Source organism: Pseudomonas sp. ITEM 17296 (assembly GCF_028895205.1).
Classification (GTDB): domain Bacteria; phylum Pseudomonadota; class Gammaproteobacteria; order Pseudomonadales; family Pseudomonadaceae; genus Aquipseudomonas; species Aquipseudomonas kermanshahensis.
The window spans coordinates 101,484-123,295 of record NZ_WJRS01000016.1 but is presented as its reverse complement, the minus strand read 5'-3'; the positions used below and the strand labels follow the sequence as shown (position 1 = coordinate 123,295).

At 63.1% G+C, this 21,812-nt stretch carries 15 protein-coding genes; 11 read left to right on the top strand and 4 right to left on the bottom strand.

Going from position 1 to position 21,812, the window contains the following annotated elements; genetic code table 11:
• The first annotated feature begins 101 nt into the window (after positions 1-101).
• From GIB19_RS18190 to dacB, 5 genes are all read left to right on the top strand, one after another.
• A complete protein-coding gene (locus tag GIB19_RS18190; protein WP_027596658.1) occupies positions 102-1,433 on the top strand; it encodes a deoxyguanosinetriphosphate triphosphohydrolase in 1,332 nt (443 codons plus the stop codon).
• A 282-nt stretch (positions 1,434-1,715) separates the two neighbouring features.
• Complete coding sequence (locus GIB19_RS18185; protein ID WP_274887445.1) at positions 1,716-2,333, top strand: response regulator transcription factor; 618 nt, start codon at positions 1,716-1,718, stop codon at positions 2,331-2,333.
• A gap of 7 nt (positions 2,334-2,340) precedes the next feature.
• Complete coding sequence (locus GIB19_RS18180) at positions 2,341-6,003, top strand: ATP-binding protein (RefSeq protein WP_274887443.1); 3,663 nt, start codon at positions 2,341-2,343, stop codon at positions 6,001-6,003.
• Positions 6,004-6,015: 12 nt separating this feature from the next.
• Positions 6,016-6,360: a YggL family protein gene (locus GIB19_RS18175; protein WP_027596660.1), complete on the top strand. Its 345-nt coding sequence runs from the start codon at positions 6,016-6,018 to the stop codon at positions 6,358-6,360.
• A gap of 197 nt (positions 6,361-6,557) precedes the next feature.
• The gene (dacB, locus tag GIB19_RS18170) at positions 6,558-8,015 is read left to right on the top strand and encodes a D-alanyl-D-alanine carboxypeptidase/D-alanyl-D-alanine endopeptidase (RefSeq protein ID WP_027596661.1); all 1,458 of its coding nucleotides are present in this window, start codon (positions 6,558-6,560) and stop codon (positions 8,013-8,015) included.
• Between the two features lie 123 nt (positions 8,016-8,138).
• On the opposite strand, the gene GIB19_RS18165 is transcribed toward dacB, so the two are convergent.
• Together GIB19_RS18165 and rlmKL are read right to left on the bottom strand one after the other, a co-directional pair.
• Positions 8,139-10,544, bottom strand: coding sequence for a sensor domain-containing diguanylate cyclase (locus tag GIB19_RS18165; protein ID WP_274887441.1), 2,406 nt, complete (start codon positions 10,542-10,544; stop codon positions 8,139-8,141).
• A 94-nt stretch (positions 10,545-10,638) separates the two neighbouring features.
• Complete coding sequence (gene rlmKL / locus GIB19_RS18160) at positions 10,639-12,831, bottom strand: bifunctional 23S rRNA (guanine(2069)-N(7))-methyltransferase RlmK/23S rRNA (guanine(2445)-N(2))-methyltransferase RlmL (RefSeq protein WP_099430058.1); 2,193 nt, start codon at positions 12,829-12,831, stop codon at positions 10,639-10,641.
• Positions 12,832-13,392: 561 nt separating this feature from the next.
• Between rlmKL and rmf the strand changes: the two genes are divergently transcribed.
• Positions 13,393-13,608, top strand: a complete 216-nt coding sequence (rmf, locus tag GIB19_RS18155) for a ribosome modulation factor (RefSeq protein ID WP_003248687.1) — start codon at positions 13,393-13,395, stop codon at positions 13,606-13,608.
• 96 nt (positions 13,609-13,704) lie between these two features.
• Here the strand turns inward: rmf and GIB19_RS18150 are convergent, their stop codons facing one another.
• Positions 13,705-14,730 (bottom strand): quinone-dependent dihydroorotate dehydrogenase, encoded by a 1,026-nt coding sequence (locus GIB19_RS18150; protein ID WP_274887427.1) that lies wholly within the window; start codon positions 14,728-14,730, stop codon positions 13,705-13,707.
• A 139-nt stretch (positions 14,731-14,869) separates the two neighbouring features.
• On the opposite strand from GIB19_RS18150, the gene GIB19_RS18145 reads away from it, so the two are divergent.
• The 5 genes from GIB19_RS18145 to cobA all read left to right on the top strand — a co-directional run bounded on the left by GIB19_RS18145 (position 14,870) and on the right by cobA (position 20,585).
• A complete protein-coding gene (locus GIB19_RS18145; RefSeq protein ID WP_274887426.1) occupies positions 14,870-16,084 on the top strand; it encodes a CmpA/NrtA family ABC transporter substrate-binding protein in 1,215 nt (404 codons plus the stop codon).
• A gap of 11 nt (positions 16,085-16,095) precedes the next feature.
• Positions 16,096-16,671: an ANTAR domain-containing response regulator gene (locus tag GIB19_RS18140; protein ID WP_027596666.1), complete on the top strand. Its 576-nt coding sequence runs from the start codon at positions 16,096-16,098 to the stop codon at positions 16,669-16,671.
• A 252-nt stretch (positions 16,672-16,923) separates the two neighbouring features.
• Positions 16,924-18,135 (top strand): nitrate/nitrite transporter, encoded by a 1,212-nt coding sequence (locus tag GIB19_RS18135; RefSeq protein ID WP_186704086.1) that lies wholly within the window; start codon positions 16,924-16,926, stop codon positions 18,133-18,135.
• Positions 18,136-18,144: 9 nt separating this feature from the next.
• Positions 18,145-19,815, top strand: coding sequence for a bifunctional protein-serine/threonine kinase/phosphatase (locus GIB19_RS18130; protein WP_274887425.1), 1,671 nt, complete (start codon positions 18,145-18,147; stop codon positions 19,813-19,815).
• A gap of 26 nt (positions 19,816-19,841) precedes the next feature.
• Entirely contained in the window at positions 19,842-20,585 is a 744-nt protein-coding gene (cobA, locus tag GIB19_RS18125; protein WP_274887424.1) for a uroporphyrinogen-III C-methyltransferase, read from the top strand.
• Positions 20,586-20,692: 107 nt separating this feature from the next.
• On the opposite strand, the gene GIB19_RS18120 is transcribed toward cobA, so the two are convergent.
• Positions 20,693-21,730, bottom strand: coding sequence for an OmpA family protein (locus tag GIB19_RS18120; protein ID WP_027596670.1), 1,038 nt, complete (start codon positions 21,728-21,730; stop codon positions 20,693-20,695).
• Between the last annotated feature and the right edge of the window lie 82 nt (positions 21,731-21,812).

Genomic DNA, 21,812 nt, shown 5'->3' with positions numbered 1-21,812 from the left:
CAGCACAAGGCTGCCCCTACAAAAAACCGCGTCAACCTTCAGCTTGCATGGTGCCTCTCGACACAGGAAGCTATGCCCATCGACCGACAGGAGATCGAGCCTTGGACTGGCATACCCTGCTGACCCGCGAACGCCTGGGCAAAGCCCTGTACAGCCCCGAAGAACTCGGGCGCAGCCCCTTCCACAAGGACCACGACCGGATCATCTTCTCCGGCGCCTTCCGCCGGCTTGGGCGCAAGACCCAGGTACATCCCGTCTCCAGCAACGACCATATTCACACGCGCCTGACTCATTCACTGGAAGTCAGCTGCGTCGGCCGCTCGCTCGGCATGCGGGTGGGCGAAACCTTGCGTGACAGCCTGCCGGACTGGTGCGAGCCCAGTGACCTGGGGATGATCGTGCAATCGGCCTGCCTGGCCCACGACATTGGCAACCCACCGTTCGGCCATTCCGGCGAAGACGCCATCCGCCACTGGTTCCAGCAGGCAGCAGGGCGTGGCTGGCTGGACGACATGAGCGACGACGAGCGTGCCGATTTCCTCAACTTCGAAGGCAACGCCCAAGGCTTTCGCGTCCTCACCCAACTGGAGTATCACCAGTTCGACGGCGGCACCCGGCTGACCTACGCCACCCTCGGTACTTACTTGAAGTACCCCTGGAGCGCCCGTCATGCCGATGCCCTGGGCTACAAGAAACACAAGTTCGGCAGCTACCAGAGCGAACTGCCACTGCTCGAACAGATCGCCCGCAAACTGGGCCTGCCACAATTGGAGGACCAGCGCTGGGCACGCCACCCTCTGGTCTACCTGATGGAGGCCGCAGATGACATCTGCTATGCGCTGATCGACCTGGAAGACGGCGTGGAAATGGAATTGCTGCAGTATGCGGAAGTCGAGGCGCTGCTGCTCGACCTGGTAGGTGACGACCTGCCGGAGACCTATCGCCAACTCGGCCCCCGCGACTCGCGCCGGCGCAAGCTGGCGATCTTGCGCGGCAAGGCCATCGAACACCTGACCAACGCCGCCGCCCGCGCCTTCGTCGAGCAGCAAACGGCGCTGCTTGGCGGGCACCTGAGCGGCGACCTGGTCGAGCACATGCACGGCCCGGCCAAGCACTGCGTGCTGCAAGCCAAGGACATGGCGCGCAACAAGATTTTCCAGGATAAACGCAAGACCCTGCACGAGATCGGCGCCTACACCACGCTCGAGATCCTCCTCAACACCTTCTGCGGCGCGGCCCTCGAACAGCACGGCGGCCGCACACCGTCGTTCAAGAGCCGCCGTGTACTCGACCTGATTGGCAACAATGCACCGGACCCGCACGCCTCATTGCACAGCGCGTTCCTGCGCATGATCGACTTCATCGCCGGGATGACCGACAGCTATGCCAGCGAAATGGCCCGCGAAATGACCGGGCGCTCCAGCCCGACCTGAGCCAGACAGGTGCAGCCTGTGCTCAGGCGCTCGCTGCACCTGTCTACCTAGGAAACTTCCTACCTATGCCCGTCACTGATAAACAACACGACTAACAATCAATGAAAAGTTACCAAACAAGGTTTGACATCGAGTTCCATACGCTCATTGCGTAGCCCGATTTGTTTTATCCTGTAAGCCATTTCCCATATAGGGCTAATAGCCCTTCCTCGCATGCCCGATGACTTCCAACTGGGATAAGGTGCCAGCCGTCACCCTCACTCGCCCGCAGGGAAGTTGAACATGCATTCCGTATTTATAGTCGACGACCACCCCGTTATCCGTCTGGCCGTCCGTATGTTGCTGGAGAATCAGAACTACAAGATCGTCGGCGAATCGGACAATGGCGTAGATGCCATGCAGATGATTCGAGAGACCACGCCCGACCTGGTCATCCTCGACATCAGCATCCCCAAGCTAGACGGGCTGGAGGTACTTTCCCGCTTCCAGGCCATGTCCCTGCCACTGAAGGTGCTGGTATTGACCGCCCAGTCCCCGGCGTTGTTCGCCGTGCGCTGCATGCACTCGGGCGCTGCAGGCTATGTGTGCAAACAAGAGGACCTGAGCGAACTGCTCAGTGCAATCAAAGCCGTGCTGGCCGGGTATAACTATTTCCCCAGCCAGGCCATCAAACACAATCAGACGGTCAATGTAGACCTGCAACTTTTCCGACAGGTCAATGACCGTGAATTGATGGTGTTGCAACTTTTCGCTCAAGGCCGAAGCAACAAGGAAATCGCCAAGGGCATGTTCCTTAGCAACAAGACGGTCAGCACCTACAAGAAGCGCCTGATGCACAAACTCCAGGTCGACACCTTGGTGGACCTGATCGAAATGGCCAAACGCAACGCGCTGGTCTGAGGGTTTCATGGCGCGCCTTCTCGCCCGGCTGTTACTCGCCCTGGCGCTGTTCAGCGCTGGGGCCCAGGCCCACCAACACAGCGCTTCTGCCTACGCGCTGCTGGCACGTTCACCGGCAAAGCCAGCTCCGCTTTCGCTCACGCCCCAACAACACCAATGGCTCGAAAGCCGTCACGAGCTGGTGCTGGGCACTTCAGCACCCGACTACCCGCCTTTCGACATCACCAGTGGCGGGCGTGACTATCAAGGCCTCACCGCCGAATATGCCAACCTGATCGGCCTCGCCTTGCAGCTGCCGGTACGGGTGCTGCGCTTTTCAAACCGGCAGGCTGCCGTCGATGCACTGAAACGCGGTGACATCGACCTGCTTGGCAGCGCCAATGGCTATGAGGCAACCACGGACGGCCTGGCACTTTCGCACCCTTACGCGGTTGACCAACCGGTGCTGGTCACCCGTGAAAACGAAGGCCGCGCACTGGACATGGGCCTGGAAGACATGCGCTTGGGCATGCTCTACCACTACCTGCCAAGGCAGGAGGTTGGCAGCGCCTACCCGAAAGCCCATCTGCTGGCGTTCGGCTCGTCTTCCCAAGCCTTGAATGCCGTGGCATTCGGCCAAGCCGACGTGTTCATCGGCGACACCATCTCCACCCACTATCAACTCAACCGCGGCCACCTGCCTGGCCTGCGCATTGCCAATTTCAGCAAGCACGAAGCCATCGGCTTCAGTTTTGCAGTGCGCCAGCAGGACACGCTGCTGATGGAGCTGGTGAACGCCACGCTCGACAGCCAGTCCGCCACCTTGCGCACCAGCATCTTCAAGCGCTGGAGTGCAGGCAGCGACCTGCTGTTGACCGACCGCAAGCTGCAACTGACGAAAACTGAGGAATTCTGGCTGCAACGCCACCCCGTCATGCGCGTGGCGATCGACGACACGGCAGCCCCGGTGTCCTTCTTCGACAGTTCGGGCTATTTCAGGGGCATCACTGCCGACCTGCTGGAGCTCATCCGCCTGCGCACGGGCCTGCGCTTCGAGGTGCAGCGTGCCAGCGGTATCGCCGACATGATCGCCCGGCTCAAGGACGGCCGGGCGGATGTAATTGCGGCGCTCACCACCGATGGCGTGGCCAAGCAGACCCTGCAAATCAGCCGACCCTACCTGGACAGCGTCTATGTGCTGGTCAGCCTCGCTGACAAGGGGCAATTCGCCTCCCTGGAACAGCTGAAGGACCGACGGGTCGCGATTACCCGATACAGCGCGATGGACGTCATGCTCTCCAAGCGCTATCCGCGCATTGGCCGGATCGAAACCGAGAGCACCTTCTATTCCATGGCCTTGCTCAAAAGCGGCGCTGTCGATGCCGTGATCACCACCTTGATCGATGCCAACCATGCTGTGGCCGCCAACCCTGACCTGGTCATACGCACCACGGTCGGCAGCGAGCCTGCCAGCTACGCCATGGCAGCCAGCGACCAGTCGCCGACACTCGTTTCGATTCTGGACAAAGCGCTGTTGAGCATTTCGCCGGAAGAACTGGGGGTGATCAATAACCGCTGGCGTGGCTACAGCCTGCATGACGACAGCACCTGGCAGAAATTTCGCCGGCTTGCCTGGCAAGTGCTGCTGGGCACCGCGCTTCTGTTGCTGCTGGCACTGATCTGGAATGCCCGCCTGCGCCTGCAGATCAGGCAGCGGCAAAGCGCCGAGCGGGCATTGAACGACCAACTGGCGTTCATGCGTGCGCTGCTCAACGGCACCCCCCACCCCATGTATGTGCGTGACCGTGAGGGCTGCCTGCAAAGCTGCAATGACAGTTACCTGGAGGCTGTACAGGCCTGTAACGAGGAAGTCATGGGCAAGCACCTGGAAGAAAGCCTGTTCGCTGACCGCGAGCAGACCCGCCAGATCCACGCTGACTACCTGAAGGTCATGGCGGCAGGCACTCCGCTGATCATCGATCGCCCCTTGCGGGTCAAAGGCCGGGAAATGACCATCTACCACTGGATACTGCCGTACCGTGACTCGCTGGGCGAGGTACAAGGCATCATCGGCGGCTGGATCGATATCAGTGACCGCCGCCAGCTGGTGCTGGAGCTGCGCCAGGCCAAGCAGCAAGCCGAGGATGCCAACCGTGCCAAGAGCACGTTCCTGGCCACCATCAGCCATGAAATTCGCACCCCGATGAACGCGGTCATCGGCATGCTGGAGCTGGCCGTCAAACGCGCCGACCAAGGGCGGGTGGACCGCTCCGCCCTGGAGCTGGCCTATCACTCGGCCAAGGACCTGCTGGGGCTGATTGGCGACATCCTCGACATCGTGCGCATCGAATCCGGGCACCTGTCACTCGCGCCAGAACCGGTCGACCTGGCGGCGCTGGTCGAGTCGGTGGGGCGCATCTTCGATGGCCAGGCACGGCAGAAAGGCCTGGCGCTGGAAGTGATCATCGAGCCATCGGCTCGCTGCCATGCATTGCTCGACCCGCTGCGCTTCAAGCAGGTCTTGTCCAACCTGGTCAACAACGCCATCAAGTTTACTGAACATGGCCAGGTGCGCATCTGCGTCTGTTTGCAGGACGAAGGCACGCCCTCCTCCCCGATGCTCGAACTGGAGGTGCGTGACAGCGGCATCGGCATTCACGCCGATGACCTGCAGCGCCTGTTCAACCCGTTCATTCAGGCCAACCCGCACAGCCCAGGCGCCCGTGCGGGGACCGGGCTTGGGCTGGCCATCTGCCGAACCCTCTGCGACATGATGGGCGGCACCTTGACGATCAAAAGCCTGGAGGATGTTGGCACCCAGGTTCGCCTTAAGATGCCTTTGCAAACCGTCAGCGCCGTGTCGGTCGGGCTGCCGGTTATCGAGAACCTCGACGTGCCCGATCCACGCTTGAATGTGCTGGTGATCGACGACCACCCCGCCAACCTGCAGTTGATGGCCCAGCAGCTGGGCTACCTGGGCCTTGGCCATACGTGCGCCAGGGATGGCCGCGAAGGCCTGAGCAGCTGGCGTGCCGGCACCTTCGATGTGCTGGTGCTCGACTGCAACATGCCGCACATGAACGGCTATCAGCTGGCCAGTGCGATACGTGCTGAAGAACGGCAACGCGGGCGACCGCGCTGCACCATCCTCGGCTATACCGCCAACGCGCAACCCGAGGTCATGCGCAAGTGCCTGGATGCCGGCATGGATGACTGCCTGCTCAAACCCATCAGCCTGAGCACCCTCAGCCAGCGCCTGGCCGGCCTCAAGCCGCAGAGCCGGCAGCCGTGGCGACGCAAACCCTTTGACTTGAATGGCCTGGGCGCGATCGTCGGGCCGGACCCAAAGGACCGCGAGCGTTTTCTCACGGCGCTGCACCAGAGCCTGCGCACCGACCTGATGATCTTGATGGACCTGCCCCCCGACGACGCCGCCGCCGTTGCCGACCAGGCGCACAAGATTCTCAGTGCCGCACGCCTGCTGGAAGCCACGCAGCTGATGGCGGCGTGCGAAGCGCTGGAAAACATAGGTTTAACAACCCCGCAACGTCTGCTAAGGCGTCAGGCGCTGGCGCGGCACATGCGCCGCGTGGAAATGGCCTTGGCTGGAGAGCTTGCAGGTACCGACGAACGTCAATCAGCAAGGCAGCCAAACGCCGAAGCTGGTAGACTGCGCGGCGATATTACCTAAGAGGATTGTTTCATGGCCACTAACCGCTCCCGTCGCCTGCGCAAAAAGCTGTGTGTCGACGAGTTTCAGGAATTGGGCTTCGAGCTGAACCTGGACTTCAAGGAAGATCTGGATGACCAGGCAATCGATGCATTCCTCGATGCCTTCCTGGAAGAAGCCATGGACGCCAATGGCCTCGACTACGTAGGCGGTGACGATTTCGGCCTGGTGTGCTCGGCCAAACGCGGTTCGGTCAGCGAAGAACAGCGCGCTGCCGTCGAAGCCTGGCTCAAAGGCCGTGGCGAACTGACCAAGATCGAAGTCAGCCCACTGCTCGACGCCTGGTATCCGGACAAGCCGATCAACGCGGCTGAGTGATACCTGCGCGGTACCCAGCGGCTTGAACGCTGAAAAGGCCACCCTTTGCGGTGGCCTTTTTTGTGGGTGGCGTTTTCCGTCGAACGTGGCCCATCGTGGCTACGCTTGGGGCATAATGCGCGTTCTATTACGTTCTGGGGCCATCATCTCTTACAGCCCCAATGTCCTTTTCCCTCGCCGCAGGGTATTTACTGAATATGATCAAAACGCTCCGTCCCCTCGTTCTCGCCGGCCTGCTGCTGCCCTTCGCCTTGCCCAGCCAGGCCGCCGCCGTCAATACCAGCCTGCCGCCCAAGGTGCAGCAGGCGCTGAAAGCCAACAAACTGCAGGACACCGCGCTGTCGCTGGTGATGCTGCCGCTGGATGGGCCTGGCGCGGCGACGGTGTTCAATGCCGATGTGTCGGTAAACCCGGCCTCGACCATGAAACTGGTCACCACTTACGCAGCCCTGGAACTGCTCGGCCCGACCTTCCAGTGGAAAACCGAGTTCTACACCGACGGCACCCTGAGCAACGGTGTGCTCAACGGCAACCTCTACCTCAAAGGTGGCGGCGACCCCAAACTGAACATGGAAAAACTGTGGCTGCTGATGCGTGACCTGCGCGCCAACGGCGTGCGCACCATCACCGGTGACCTGGTGCTGGACCGTAGCCACTTCGTACAGCCTAACCTGCCGCAGTTCAACGATGACGGCGGTGACGTCAACAAGCCCTTCCTGGTCAAACCCGACTCGCTGCTGGTCAACCTCAAGGCGCTGCGCTTCGTTGCCCGCAACGATGGCGGCAAGGTGACGATCGCGGTCGAACCGCCGATTGCCAACATCCGCATCGACAACCAGGTCAAAGCCGTGGCGTCCAAGCAGTGCACCGGTGACGTGCGCTACAACCCTGTGCAACAGGCCGATGGTGTCAGCGTGGTGGTCAGCGGCCAGCTGGGTGATGGCTGCAACTCGCAGACCTACCTGTCGCTGCTCGATCACCCGGCCTACGCCGCCGGTGCCGTGCGGGCGATCTGGAACGAGCTGGGTGGCAGCATTCAGGGCAGCGATCGCGTCGAGAACGTCCCGAAGAGCGCACGCCTGCTGGCACGGGCCTTCTCGCCTGACCTGGTGGAAGTGATCCGCGACATCAACAAATACAGCAACAACACCATGGCCCAGCAACTGTTCCTTAGCCTGGGCGCGCAGTTCCGTACCGATGCCGATGGCGATGACGCCCGCGCGGCGCAACGTGTAGTGCGTCAGTGGTTGGCGAAAAAGGGCATCACTGCGCCACACCTGGTGATGGAAAACGGCTCCGGCCTGTCGCGCGCCGAGCGCGTCAGCACCCGCGAGATGGCGGCGCTGCTCCAGGCCGCCTGGAAGAGCCCCTACTCCGCCGAGTTCATCAGTTCCATGCCGCTGGTGGGCATGGACGGCACCATGCGCAAGCGCCTGAAACGCACGGCAATGACCGGTGAAGGCCATATCAAGACCGGCACGTTGAACACCGTGCGCGCCATCGCGGGCTTCAGCCGTGATAGCAACGGGCATACCTGGGCAGTGGCGGCGATTTTGAACGACCCGAAACCGTGGGGCGCATCGCAGGTGCTGGACCAGGTGCTGCTGGACCTGTATCGCCAACCGAAGCTGGGTGCTAGCGCTGCGGCCAACTGAGGGTAGGAGCGGCCTTGCGTCGCGAAAGGGCTGCGCAGCGGCCCCCTGATTTCAGTGTTAACGCATAAAGTGCGGGGCCGCGTTGCGGCCCTTTCGCGACGCAAGGCCGCTCCTACACGAGGCTCAGGTCAACTCCGCTTCGACCCGGTCCCGTCCTGCCTGCTTGGCCGCATACACCCCGGCATCCGCCCGCAACAACAACGCGTCAGCCCCCTCCCCTGGCCGCCAGCCCGCCACACCAAAGCTCGCCGTCACCTCGCCCACGCCCTCGATCGGGACGTTGCGCACGCTTTGCCACAGCTCAAGCGCCAGCAACCGCGCCTGCTCGGCATCGCTGCCTGGGCACAGCACCATGAACTCTTCCCCACCCAACCGGCAGAACACGTCGGTTCGCCGCAGGCGATGGCCGATGCGCTGGCACAAGCTGCGCAGCACCAGGTCGCCCACCGCATGGCCGAACTGGTCGTTGATGCGCTTGAAGTGATCGATATCAAGCATGATCACCGCCAGCGCCAGGCCATCGCGCTGGGCGCGGTCCAGCTCGGCCTTGAGCCGCTCCTGGAAATAGCGCCGATTATGGATACCGGTCAGTGAATCGGTCACCGACAGGGCACGCAACTCCTCCTCCACCCCCTTGAGGTCGGAGATGTCGGTCAGGTAGCCATGCCACAAGGTACATCCCGCCTCACCCACTTCCGGGGTCGCCTCGCCACGCACCCAGCGCATCCCCGCCCGCGGCAGGCATACCCGGTATTCTTCGCGCCACGGCGTAAGGTGGTCGGCGGAATAGCCCACCGAACGGCGCACGCGCTCCAGGTCATCGGGATGAATGCGCTCGAACACCACCGTGGCATCCTCGCGCAACTGCTGCAGGTCGACCTCATAAATGTCGTAAAGGCCTTTGCTGGCATACGGGAAACAGGAATGGCCATTGGAATCCAAGCGGTACTGGTAGATGCCGCCCGGCACTTCGGCACTGAGTTTTTCCAGCAGCCGGTCACGCGCGGCCAGCGCCTCGTGCACCCGGCGCCGCTCGGTGACGTCAATGCAGATGGCCAGGTAGCCAACCCACAACCCTTGTTCATCGAGCATGGCGGTAACCAGCATGTTGGCGACAAGGTGACTGCCATCGGTGCGTACCAAGGTCCACTCGCCAGGCTCTTCACCCCTTTCCTGCACCGTTTCGGCAAACATGGCCTGGCCGCCGGCGATGTGGCGCCCGTAGCGCAGGCTCAAGGCGTGGGCGCGCTGGCTGAGCTCGTCGGGCAACACCAGGTCCTCGAGGCGCAAATGGCCGATCGCCTCGTTGGCCGAATAGCCGAGCATGCGCTCGGCACCGGCATTGAAGGTGCTGACCACCCCCTTGAGGTTGGTGGCGATGATCGCCACCTGGGTCGCTGCATCCAGCACGCTGCGCAGCTGGTTATGGGTGCCGCGCAAGGACTGCTCGCTGACCCGCAGCTCGGCCGTGCGCTGCTCGACCAGGGTCAAGGCGCGCTGGCGCTGGCTGAACAGGTTGTAGAGCAAGGCACTGAGCAGCACGCTCAACAGCCCACCCAACAGGCCGACGGTCAGTGCAGCCGAAGAGTGATTGGCCTTCAGAAAAGCCTGGCTCGGCCGAATGAGCAACTGGAAAGGGTGATCAGCCAAGTACAACAACTGGCTGCTGGCCAGGGCCAGGGGCGCGGCCTCATTCCGTGAGTCGAACACCACTTCAGGTCCTTTCAGCCCGGAAGGGTCTTCGATACGCACGACCAGGTTGTCATCGGCCGCCGCCGGCAGGCCATCGCTGATGAGATCGCGCAGGTTGAGCAACGCCATCACATAGCCCACCGCCGCGCCTTGGGGGGCGGCGTCGGAGAACACCGGTGCCACCATCAACAGGCCGCGTGCATCCGCTGCTGGCCGAACAGCGCCAGTCTCCAATATGGCCAGAGGTTCCGACACCGCCATGCTGCCAGGTTCCAACGCACGCGCCAGGGTGGCCTGCCGCGCACCTTTGCCAGCCAGGTCAAGCCCGTAAGGAAGCGCAGGCGCGTCTGTCGACTGGGTGAAGCGCACAGGAAAGTAGTGATCACGCAGGGGCGCAGGTTGCCAAGCGCCCTGTGCATCCTGATCGCGGATCACATAGTCCTGGCCCAACCAGGTAGCGGTGCTGTGCTCGAATGCGGCGCGCTGCGCGGCCTCGACCCGCGGCGCCCAAGCGTAAGCCAGGGTGCGGCGCAACAAAGGCCGTGCATAGCCCTCGAATTCGCGAGGGGTAACCTCGTTGGAGAAACTGAAGAACCGCCGCAGCCCGTCCAGGCGCTGCTGCTGATCGTCAAAGCGCTCAGCGATGCGGCTGAAGCGCTCGCTGGCCAGCAACTCGAAGCGCTGGCGCAACTGCTGCTTGTAGAACGCCTGCGCGGCAAGGGCCAGAACGGCCGACAACAGGCAGCCGGCCACCAATGCCACCAGCGCCACTGCCCACGCGGACACGCCTTCCGTGCACAGGCCAAGTAACCTCGCACGCACGCCAAACTTGGACATACACCCATCTCGTCACGTCAGCGTCCTGCGGATTATCTTGCCCTGGCATCAGTTATAGCTATTGGCCACTAGCTGCGCAATGTACCTCGTCGCCTCAACGCAATTGCAGGCGCCACGCCCGGTGGATGCGGTTGTTGCGGGCGAAGTCCGGGTCCAGGGTCTGGGCGCTGATTTCCTCCACCGCATAACGTGCCATCAAGTGCTCATCGAGCTGGAACTTGCGGAAGTTGTTGGAGAAATACAGCACGCCACCCGGCGCCAGGCGCGCCATCGCCAGGTCGAGCAGTTGCACATGGTCACGCTGAACGTCGAACACCCCTTCCATACGCTTGGAGTTGGAGAAGGTCGGCGGGTCGATGAAGATCAAGTCATAGCTGTCACGGTTGGCTTCCAGCCAGGCCATCACATCGCCCTGCTCCAGGCGGTTACGCTCAGAGAAGCCATTGAGCGCAAGGTTGCGCCGCGCCCAGTCCAGGTAGGTTTTCGACAGGTCGACGCTGGTGGTGCTGCGAGCACCGCCCTTGGCCGCATGCACGGTGGCCGTGGCGGTGTAGCAGAACAGGTTGAGGAAGTGCTTGCCGGCGGCCTCGCGCTGGATGCGCATGCGCATCGGGCGATGGTCGAGGAACAAGCCGGTGTCGAGGTAGTCAGTGAGGTTGACCAGCAGCTTGACGCCGCCTTCGTTGACTTCCTGGAAGCGCCCTTCAGTGGCTTGGCGCTCGTACTGGCGGGTGCCGCTCTGCCGCTCACGGCGTTTGAGCACCACGCGCTGAGGGGAAATACCCAACGCCTGCGGGATCGCCGCCAGTGCATCGAGCAGGCGCGCCTGGGCCTTTTCCGGGTCGATCGAGCGTGGCGCGGCGTACTCCTGCACGTGCACCCAGTCGTGGTAAAGGTCGACGGCCAGGGCGTACTCGGGCATGTCGGCATCGTACAGGCGGTAGCAGTCGACCTGCTCGCGACGGGCCCACTTGCCCAGTTGCTTGAGGTTCTTCTGCAGGCGGTTGGCGAACATCTGCGCGCCTTCCGACAAACGCGCCGGTTCGCTGGCCTGCGGCTCCTGACGACGGGCATCGGTGGGTTCAGCCTGGGCGTCACGGCGCTCGCCAGTCACGAACTGGTCAGGCTGCACCTTGAACAACAGCAGCTTGCACGGCAATGCACCGTTCCAGAAGGCGTATTGCTTGTGGCTACGAATGCCCATGCGCTTGCCCAGCTCCGGTGCCCCGGTGAACACCGCGGCTTCCCAGCCCATGCACGCCTGGCGCAGACGCTCGCCAAGGTTCTGGTAGAGGTACAACAGGCTGGCTTCGTCACCCAGACGCTCGCCGTACGGCGGGTTGCTGATCACCAGGCCTTTCTGGTTCTGGTCAGGCCGCGGCTCGAAGGTGCTGACCTCGCCCTGGTAGATCTTGACCCAGTCGCTCAGGCCCGCACGCTCGACGTTGTTGCGCCCCGGCTGGATCAGCCTCGGGTCGGCCTCGTAGCCACGGATCCACAGCGGTGGCTTGGCCAAACCGGCCTGCGCACGCGCTTGCCCCTCGTCGTGAACCTTGCGCCACAGGGCCGGCACATGGCCAAGCCAGGCGCTGAAGCCCCAGCGTTCGCGCTTGAGGTTAGGGGCGATGTCGGCGGCGATCATGGCGGCTTCGACCAGGAAGGTACCCACACCGCACATCGGGTCGGCCAGAGCGCCGCCTTCGGCAGCGATGCGTGGCCAGCCGGCGCGGATCAGCACGGCTGCCGCGAGGTTTTCCTTGAGCGGCGCGGCGCCTTGCTGCAGGCGATAGCCGCGCTGGTGCAGGCTGTGGCCGGACAGGTCGAGCGAGAGAATCGCCTCGCCACGGTCCAGACGCAGGTGCACGCGCACATCCGGGTCGATCTTTTCCACCGACGGGCGCAGGCCTTCGCGGTTGCGCAGCTTGTCGACGATGGCGTCCTTGACCTTGAGCGCACCGAAATGGGTGTTGTCGATGCCCGAGCCATGGCCACTGAATTCCACCGCAAGGGTGCCGTCGGCCGCCAGGTGGTCTGCCCAGTCAACCGCGTTGACGCCGTCGTAGAGGTCGTCGGCGTTCTTCATGTTGAAACGCTTGAGAACCAGCAACACCCGGTTCGCCAGGCGCGACCACAGGCACAGGCGGTAGGCGGTTTCCATGTCGGCGGCGCCGCGAATGGCCGAGGTGTGCTCACGCACTTCATCGAGGCCGAGGCCCTTGGCCTCTTCAGCGAGCAGGCCTTCCAGGCCTTTGGGGCAGGTGAGGTAAATTTCGAAACGGTCCGACATGAGTATTCCAGAGCCTTGGGCTATTTGACTGACGAGGCGACGCATCGCCCCGCGATGTTTGCCCGAACACCCTTCCAGCAGGCATCCGAGTGGCCATTGCCTGCGCGCAATTGTGCAGCGCAACAACCGGGCCGCCTGACCGACCAGCACTTCACCAGGGGCAAAGACAGCTTAGATCATCAGGCAGTATTAAAAATTCGAGCGATGCAGGGGCCGATGTGACCCTTCGTCGCATTTCAAAATAATTCTGTCATGGCGCAGCGACGCTGGCGAAATGACGTCAATGATTGGCAAACCCCAATCATTGCGGGCTCAGCGATAAATAAGGTTGAGTCGCATTTATTTACTTATCCCTTCACCCTTAGAAACGTTACGTCCTTATGACAAATTGATCATTCACACTGTGACGCGCATTCGTTAGAAATGGTCTCAGGCCGCTTCGCAACGAGGCGGCACCTTCAGCTCGCCACGCCGGCAGCGAGCGCAAACCGGCAGAAAGACTCTGCCCGGCCTCGGAGAGGCCGACGGGACATTACAGTCAACAAGTGAGGGCAACACCCTATGAGAAGACTTAAGCGTGATCCGTTGGAAAGAGCATATTCACGTGGCTACCAATACGGGGTCACCGGCAAATCCCGCGAACTTTGCCCTTTCAATCTTCCTTCTGTTCGCCAAGCCTGGATCAACGGCTGGCGCGAAGGTCGCGGTGATAACTGGGACGGCATGACTGGCACCGCTGGCATCCATAGACTCAACGAAAATCACGCCGTTGGCTGATCGAGGACACTGAATTCGATTTACCAAGCACGCCCCATCCGGGCGGCGGGCGAAGGCCCAGGGGCCCCTTGATGGGGCCCTTTTTATGCCCGCGATTTATGCGCGTGGCAGAGCGGCAATCGCATCGACCGATTCGCGAATCAGCGCCGGCCCCTTATAAATGAAGCCCGAGTAAATCTGTACCAGGCTGGCACCCGCAGCGATTTTCTCAGCGGCGTGGCGCCCCTCGGTAATGCCACCCGCCGCAATGATCGGCAGCTTGCCGCTCAGCTCACCGGCCAACACCTTCACCGTGTGGGTGCTCTTCTCAAGCACCGGCGCCCCCGACAAACCACCGGCTTCGCCGCCATAAGGCAAGTGCTCGACGCCTTCGCGGCTCAGGGTGGTGTTGGTGGCGATCACCGCGTCCATGCCCGATTCCATCAGCGCAGCAGCCACCAGTGCGATTTCTTCGTCGCTCATGTCTGGGGCGATTTTGATCGCCAAGGGCACGCGCTTGCCGTGCGTCACTGCCAACTGCTCACGGCGCTCGGCCAAGGCATCGAGCAACTGCTTCAGCGAGTCACCAAACTGCAGGCTGCGCAGGCCCGGTGTGTTCGGCGAGCTGACATTGACGGTGATGTAGGTGGCTTCGGTGTAGACCTTGTCCAGGCAGATCAGGTAGTCATCGACCGCCCGCTCGACCGGAGTGTCGAAGTTCTTGCCGATGTTGATGCCCAGTACGCCGTTGTAGCGCGATGCCCGCACGCGTTCGAGCAGGTGATCGACGCCCAGGTTGTTGAAGCCCATGCGGTTGATGATCGCCGTTGCCTCTGGCAGACGGAAGATCCGCGGCTTCGGGTTGCCGGGTTGCGGGCGCGGTGTGACGGTACCGATCTCGACGAAGCCGAAGCCCAGTTGGGCGAAGCCGTCGATTGCCGCGCCGTTCTTGTCCAGGCCAGCGGCGAGGCCCACCGGGTTGGCAAAGTTCAAGCCCATGACCGACACCGGCAACGCCGCCGGCTGTTTGCACAGCATGCCGTTGAGGCCGAGACGGCCACCGGCACCGATCAGGTCCAGGGACAGGTCGTGGGAGGTTTCCGGGGAAAGCTTGAACAGCAGCTGGCGGGCCAGGGTATACATGGGCGGGCAAGGCTCGGGGTGAATGAGGGGGCGATTATAGCCAGCGCACGGCTGGCATGACAGTAAATCCTCGGGCCGCTTGGCACATGCGTTGCTTCGCTCACCACACACTGCCTTTTCAGTACGGGCGAGGATCCTTGTGAACACAGCACTCCGAGCAACGCCCCTGGCCTGGGTCAACGGCAGCGACGCACCGGAAAAAACCAGCCTGAACATTGGCTTCATGGCCCTGACCGACTGCGCCTCGGTGGTGGTCGCCGCCACCCAGGGCTTTGCCCAGCAACACGGCCTGACCCTCAACCTCAAGCGCCAGGGCTCTTGGGCGGGGCTGCGCGACAAACTGGTCAGCGGCGAACTGGATGCCGCGCACTGCCTGTATGGCCTGGCCTATGCCGTGCACCTGGGCATTGGCGGTGTGCCTGCCAGCGACATGGCTGTGCTCATGGGGCTGAACCAGAATGCCCAGGCCATCAACCTGTCCCCGGCGCTGCAACGCAAAGGCGTGACCAGCCCTGAGGCATTGGCGCGCCTGGTGCACCAGCAGGGCGCACGCCTGACCTTTGCCCAGACCTTCCCCACCGGCACCCACGCCATGTGGTTGTACTACTGGCTGGCGAGCCAGGGCATCCACCCGCTGCGCGATGTCGACAGCGTGGTGGTGCCGCCCGCGCAGATGGCCGCGCATATCCAGGCTGGCCGCATCGACGGGTTTTGTGCAGGCGAACCTTGGGCGGCGGATGCCGTCGCCAAGGGCCAGGGCTTTACCCTGGCAACCAGCCAGTCGATCTGGCCAGACCACCCGGAAAAGGTGCTCGCTTGCGCCCGCGCCTTCGCCGAGCAGTACCCCAACAGCGCCCGCGCCCTGATCAAGGCGATCCTCGCAGCCAGCCGCTTCATCGAGCAAAGCCCAGAGAACCGCCGCAGCACCGCGCAGTTGCTCAGCGGCAGTGCTTACCTGGACACGCCGACGAGCACTATCGAGCCCCGCCTGCTGGGTGACTACCAAGACGGGCTGGGCAACCAGTGGCAAGACCCCCACGCTTTGCGCCTGTTCGACCAGGGCCGGGCCAACCTGCCGTATTTGTCCGACGGCATGTGGTTCATGACCCAGTTCCGCCGCTGGGGGTTACTGCGAGACGACCCCGACTACCTCGGCGTGGCCAGCCAGGTTCAGCAACTGGCGCTTTACCAGGAAGCGGCAGACGCCCTAGGCATAGCGTGCCTTGAGCAACCGATGCGAAGCAGCCTGCTGATCGACGGTACCCGCTGGGACGGCAGCGACCCCTACGGCTACGCCCGCAGCTTCAGCCTGCACGCCTTGGGCGACACACCCGAAGCCCGCGTTGGCCTGTGAGGGGGATGAACATGCTGCGTATCCTGCTGATTGACGACACTCAAAACAAACTGGGCCGGCTCAAGGCCGCCTTGAGCGAGGCCGGTTTCGACGTGATCGAAGCCCCTGGCCTGACCATCGATTTGCCCGCCTGCGTCGAAACGGTGCATCCGGACGTCGTGTTGATCGATACCGACTCACCGGACCGCGACGTGATGGAACACGTGGTACTGGTCAGCCGCGACCGACCGCGGCCTATCGTGCTGTTTACCGACGAGCACGACCCCGGCGTGATGCGCCAGGCGATCCAGGCGGGGGTCAGCGCCTATATCGTCGAGGGCATCCATGCTGCGCGTTTGCAGCCGATTCTGGATGTGGCCATGGCCCGCTTCGAGAGCGACCAGGCCCTCAGGGCGCAGTTGCTGGCGCGTGACCAGCAACTGGCCGAACGCAAGCGGATCGAACAGGCCAAGGGCCTGCTGATGAAGATGAAAGACTGCAACGAAGAGCAGGCCTACACCCTGATGCGCCGCCAGGCCATGAGCCGCCAGCAGAAGCTGATCCAGGTGGCCGAGCAGATCATCGCCATGCACGAGATGCTGGGCTGATGTGCTCGACATGAGATTTTTGGGGCCTGTCAGATCGAGCGCCGCGCGGGCGGCGCTCGATCTGACAGGCCCCAAAAATCTAAAGACAGTCCCAGCCAATTCTTGGCCCATCTCTTGCTGAACAAACATCACCGGTAGCCAACGGCGGTTGCCCCACTTAAATCCCGACAAAGACGTCGCTCACCCTTCCACAGCCGTGGACCGGGTAGCGGCGTCTTTTTCGTTCCGTTGCTTTGCCGAGTGAGGTGTTCAATGAGTACCAGCTTCTGGAAATCCGGGCATGTGCCCACGCTGTTCGCCGCGTTCCTGTATTTCGACCTGAGCTTCATGGTCTGGTACCTGCTCGGCCCGCTGGCGGTGCAAATCGCTGCCGACCTGCAGTTGAGTGCACAGCAACGGGGCCTGATGGTGGCCACGCCGATCCTGGCCGGCGCAATACTGCGCTTTGCGATGGGGCTGCTGGTTGACCGCCTTTCGCCCAAGACCGCCGGCCTGATCGGCCAGGTGATCGTCATCATCGCCCTGGCTGGCGCTTGGTACCTGGGCGTGCACAGTTATGAGCAGGCCTTGCTGCTAGGGGTGTTCCTCGGCTTTGCCGGCGCCTCGTTCGCGGTTTCGCTGCCGCTGGCCTCGCAGTGGTACCCGCCGCAGCACCAAGGCAAGGCCATGGGCATCGCCGGGGCCGGCAACTCCGGCACGGTGTTCGCCGCTTTGCTGGCTCCCGCCTTGGCTGCAGGCTTTGGCTGGAACAACGTGTTCGGCTTCGCCCTGATCCCGCTGTCGCTGACCCTGGTGGTGTTCGCGCTGCTGGCACGCAACGCGCCCGAGCGGCCCAAGCGCAAAGCCATGGCCGACTACCTCAAGGCCCTCGGTGACCGCGACAGCTGGTGGTTCATGTTCTTCTACAGCGTTACCTTCGGCGGCTTCATCGGCCTGGCCAGTGCCCTGCCCGGCTACTTCAGCGACCAGTATGGCCTGAGCCCGGTTACCGCCGGCTACTACACAGCCGCCTGCGTGTTTGCCGGTAGCCTGATGCGTCCGCTCGGCGGCGCTCTGGCCGATCGCTTTGGCGGCATTCGCACCCTGTTGGGCATGTACAGCGTGGCCGCCATCTGCATCGCGGCCGTAGGCTTCAACTTGCCCAGCGCGGCGGCGGCGCTGGCGCTGTTCGTCAGCGCCATGCTCGGCCTCGGCGCTGGCAATGGCGCCGTGTTCCAGTTGGTGCCACAACGTTTCCGCCAGGAAATCGGGGTAATGACCGGGCTGATCGGCATGGCCGGTGGCATCGGCGGCTTCCTGCTGGCCGCGGGCCTTGGCACCATCAAGCAACACACCGGCGACTATCAGTTGGGGCTGTGGTTGTTCGCCAGCCTCGGCTTGCTGGCCTGGTTCGGCCTGCATGGCGTCAAGCAGCGCTGGCGCACCACTTGGGGCTCGGCTGCCGTGACCGCGGCGCGGGTCTGAGGCGCCCCCATGAGCCTGCAACTGAGCTTTGCCCACGCCAGCGCCACCGGCCCCCGCGCGGAAAACCAGGATGCCCTGCGCCTGGTCACCCCGGCGCCGGAGCTGGCCGCCAGCAAGGGCTACCTGTTCGCCCTCGCCGACGGTGTCAGCCAATGCGCCGATGGCGGCCTGGCCGCACGGGCCAGCCTGCAGGCGCTGGCCCTGGACTACTACGCCACCCCCGCCACCTGGAGCGTGGCACAGGCGCTGGACCGCCTGTTGCTGGCGCAGAACCGCTGGCTGCGCGCCCAGGGCAGCGGCCAGCCGCTGTTGACCACCCTCAGCGCACTGGTGCTGCGCGGTCGGCGCTTTACCCTGGCGCATGTCGGCGACTGCCGCGTCTACCGCTGGCACCACGGCCACCTGCAGTGCATGAGCGAAGACCACGTGTGGGATCAACCGGGCATGCAGCATGTGCTCAAACGCGCACTAGGGCTGGACCAGCACCTGTTGGTCGATTACCTGGAAGGCGAACTGCAGGCAGGCGAGTGCTTCGTGCTCTTGAGCGATGGGGTCTGGGCCAGCCTGGGTGACCAGCACATCCAGTCGGTCTTGCGCGAGCAGCCCGACCTGCAACAGGCGGCCGACACCCTGGTTGCCAGCGCCCACCTCAATGGCAGCCAGGACAACGCCAGCGCCTTGTTGGTGCAGGTTGAACAACTGGGGCCGACCAACCTGGGCGATACCTTGGCACAGCTGCAGCAGTGGCCTGTGCCTGGCCCCCTTCGCGAAGGCCAGGTGATCGATGGCTGGCAGATCGAGACGCTGCTCTCGCACAGCCGCCAATCCCTGCTGTACCGGGCACGCGACGGCCACGGCCACGCATGGCTGCTCAAGACCCTGCCCGCTGCCCGCGAGCAGGAGCCCGGGGCGGCGCAAGGGCTGCTGATGGAAGAGTGGTTCCTGCGCCGGGTGGCCGGGCGGCACTTCCCTGAACTGCACGTCGCCAGCCAGCGCCAGCACCTGTACTACGTGATGCGCGAATACCCCGGCCAAAGCCTTTCGGCGCTGCTCAACGAGCACGGGCCGCTGCCGCTGGCGCAGTGGCTGGAAATGGCCCGTCAACTGCTGCAAGCCGTCGGCGTGCTGCATCGGCGCAACTTGCTGCACCGCGACATCAAGCCAGAAAACCTGCACCTGGGCGCCGATGGCCAACTGCGCCTGCTGGACTTCGGTTTGGCCTACTGCCCTGGCCTGTCCGAAGACCCGCAGCACGAGCTGCCCGGCACGCCCTCCTTCATCGCCCCGGAAGCCTTCGAAGGCCAGCCCCCCAGCCCGCGGCAAGACCTCTATGCCGCCGGCGTGACGCTCTACCACCTGCTGACCGGGCACTACCCCTATGGCGAAGTGGAGCCGTTCCAGCGGCCACGCTTCGGCCAGCCGGTCAATGCCTCGCGCTATCGCCCTGACCTGCCGGAATGGTTGCAGCACAACCTGCTGCAAGCGGTGGCGGCCGACCCGGCGCACCGCTTTGAAACCGCTGAACACTGGTTGCTGCTGCTCGAACGCGGCGACCGCCAGGATGCGCCCAATCGCCCCCGGCCGCTGCTGGAGCGCGAACCGCTGAAAGTCTGGCGCACCCTGGCCCTGCTGTCCCTGCTGTGTAACCTGATACTGCTGCTCACCCTGCTCAAAGGCTGAGCCGCCTTGCCGATGAGGAAACGTTGATGAATGCAAAAGTCTGGCTGGTCGGTGCTGGCCCTGGTGACCCCGAACTGCTGACCCTCAAGGCCGTGCGTGCACTGCAGCACGCCCAGGTGGTGATGATCGACGACCTGGTGAACCCCGCCGTGCTGGAGCATTGCCCACAGGCACGGGTGATTGCCGTGGGCAAGCGCGGTGGCTGCCGCTCCACGCCGCAGGCCTTCATCCAGCGCCTGATGTTGCGCCATGCGCGCCAGGGGCGCTGCGTGGTACGCCTCAAGGGCGGCGACCCGTGCATCTTCGGCCGGGGTGGCGAAGAAGCCGCCTGGCTGCAAGGCCATGGCATCGAGGTCGAGCTGGTCAACGGCATCACGGCAGGCCTGGCGGGGGCGACGCAATGCGGCATATCACTGACGTCTCGCGGGGTGAGCCGCGGTGTGACGCTGGTAACCGCACATACCCAGGATGACAGCGACCTGAACTGGGCGGCGCTGGCGCAGGGTGGTACGACGCTGGTGGTGTACATGGGTGTAGCGCGGCTGGAGCAGATTCGCCAAGGGCTGCTGCACGGTGGCATGGCGCCCCATATGCCGGTGGCGATGATCGAGAATGCGTCACTGCCGCAGCAGCGTGAGTGCCGCAGTGATGTGCAGGGGATGGTTGACGATGCGCGGGCATTCGGGCTCTGCAGCCCGGCAATTCTGGTGATTGGCGAGGTGGTTGGGGTTGCTCAGGCACAGCTGACGGAATGGTCAGCCGCTGGCTAGCGGCGTGTTGCTTGTGCTGGCCTCTTCGCTGGCAAGCCAGCACCCATGAAATCGCAGGCAAAGAAAAACCCGGCCGAGGCCGGGTTTTTCATGAAGCATCGAACCAATTACTTGGCTTGGGCTTCTACTTGCGCTTCAACGCGACGGTTAACAGCGCGACCTTCTTCGGTGGCGTTGTCAGCAACCGGACGGGTCTCACCGTAGCCAACCGAGTCAACACGGCTCGATTCTACGCCGTACTGCTGGGTCAGGACTTGCTTAACAGCGTTGGCACGACGCTCGGACAGCTTCTGGTTGTAAGCGTCTGGACCTACGGAGTCAGTGTGACCTTCAACCACGGTGGTGGTTTGTGGGTACTGCTTCATGAAGTCAGCCAGGTTCTTGATGTCGCCGTAGCTGTTTGGCTTGACGACCGACTTGTCGAAGTCGAACTTGACGTCCAGCTCAACACGAACGACTTCGGCAACAGCCGGGCAGCCGTCGGCGTCAACGGTAACGTTGGCCGGGGTGTCTGGGCACTTGTCGACGTTGTCGCACACGCCGTCGTTGTCGCTGTCGGAGCAGACTTCAGCTACTGGAGCCGGAGCTGGAGCAACTTTGCCACCGCTGCCACCGAAGTTCAGACCAACACCAACGGATGGGCCCCACTCGGTGTTGCCGTTGTCGATGTTGTACATGGCTTCAACGCCAGCACGGGCGAAGAACATGTCGGTGATGTACCACTTGGCGCCAGCGCCAACGTTGGCGAAGGTGGAGTGGTCGCGGCCGCTACGGGTAGCTTGGCCCAGGCTCTCGTGAGCGAAACCAGCGGAAACGTACGGACGCAGAGCATCGCCTACGGTACCGAAGTGGTAGGTAGCGTCGAGCTTGGCTTTCGAACCTTTGATGTCTTTGTTGAAGACTTCACCACGAGCGTTGTGAGTCTCGTTGTAGCCCAGGTCCAGGGAGACGTCGTCGGTCAGGAAGTAACCGAGGCGAACACCAGGATTGGTGCCGTCGTTCTTGAAGTTACGCTCGCTGTCGTAGTACTGCTTGGTAACGTTACCTTCGATTTCGACTGCGCCTTGGCCTTGAGCCAGAACGCCGAACGAAGTAGCGGCTACGAGCGAGCCAATGGCCAAGCCCAAGGTGTTTTTCAATTTCATCCGTTAAATCCCCATCTGGTGATAGTTAAGCAGTCCCACCAACAACAAGGGGGACAACTCGACGGCTAGTCTAGCAGAACTC

Coding starts and splice junctions, on each gene's coding strand:
- GIB19_RS18185 (WP_274887445.1), top strand. CDS start 1,716: ATGCATTCCGTATTTATAGTCGACGACCACCCCGTTATCCGTCTGGCC.
- GIB19_RS18180 (WP_274887443.1), top strand. CDS start 2,341: ATGGCGCGCCTTCTCGCCCGGCTGTTACTCGCCCTGGCGCTGTTCAGC.
- GIB19_RS18175 (WP_027596660.1), top strand. CDS start 6,016: ATGGCCACTAACCGCTCCCGTCGCCTGCGCAAAAAGCTGTGTGTCGAC.
- dacB (WP_027596661.1), top strand. CDS start 6,558: ATGATCAAAACGCTCCGTCCCCTCGTTCTCGCCGGCCTGCTGCTGCCC.
- GIB19_RS18165 (WP_274887441.1), bottom strand. CDS start 10,544: ATGTCCAAGTTTGGCGTGCGTGCGAGGTTACTTGGCCTGTGCACGGAA.
- rlmKL (WP_099430058.1), bottom strand. CDS start 12,831: ATGTCGGACCGTTTCGAAATTTACCTCACCTGCCCCAAAGGCCTGGAA.
- rmf (WP_003248687.1), top strand. CDS start 13,393: ATGAGAAGACTTAAGCGTGATCCGTTGGAAAGAGCATATTCACGTGGC.
- GIB19_RS18150 (WP_274887427.1), bottom strand. CDS start 14,730: ATGTATACCCTGGCCCGCCAGCTGCTGTTCAAGCTTTCCCCGGAAACC.
- GIB19_RS18140 (WP_027596666.1), top strand. CDS start 16,096: ATGCTGCGTATCCTGCTGATTGACGACACTCAAAACAAACTGGGCCGG.
- GIB19_RS18135 (WP_186704086.1), top strand. CDS start 16,924: ATGAGTACCAGCTTCTGGAAATCCGGGCATGTGCCCACGCTGTTCGCC.
- GIB19_RS18130 (WP_274887425.1), top strand. CDS start 18,145: ATGAGCCTGCAACTGAGCTTTGCCCACGCCAGCGCCACCGGCCCCCGC.
- cobA (WP_274887424.1), top strand. CDS start 19,842: ATGAATGCAAAAGTCTGGCTGGTCGGTGCTGGCCCTGGTGACCCCGAA.
- GIB19_RS18120 (WP_027596670.1), bottom strand. CDS start 21,730: ATGAAATTGAAAAACACCTTGGGCTTGGCCATTGGCTCGCTCGTAGCC.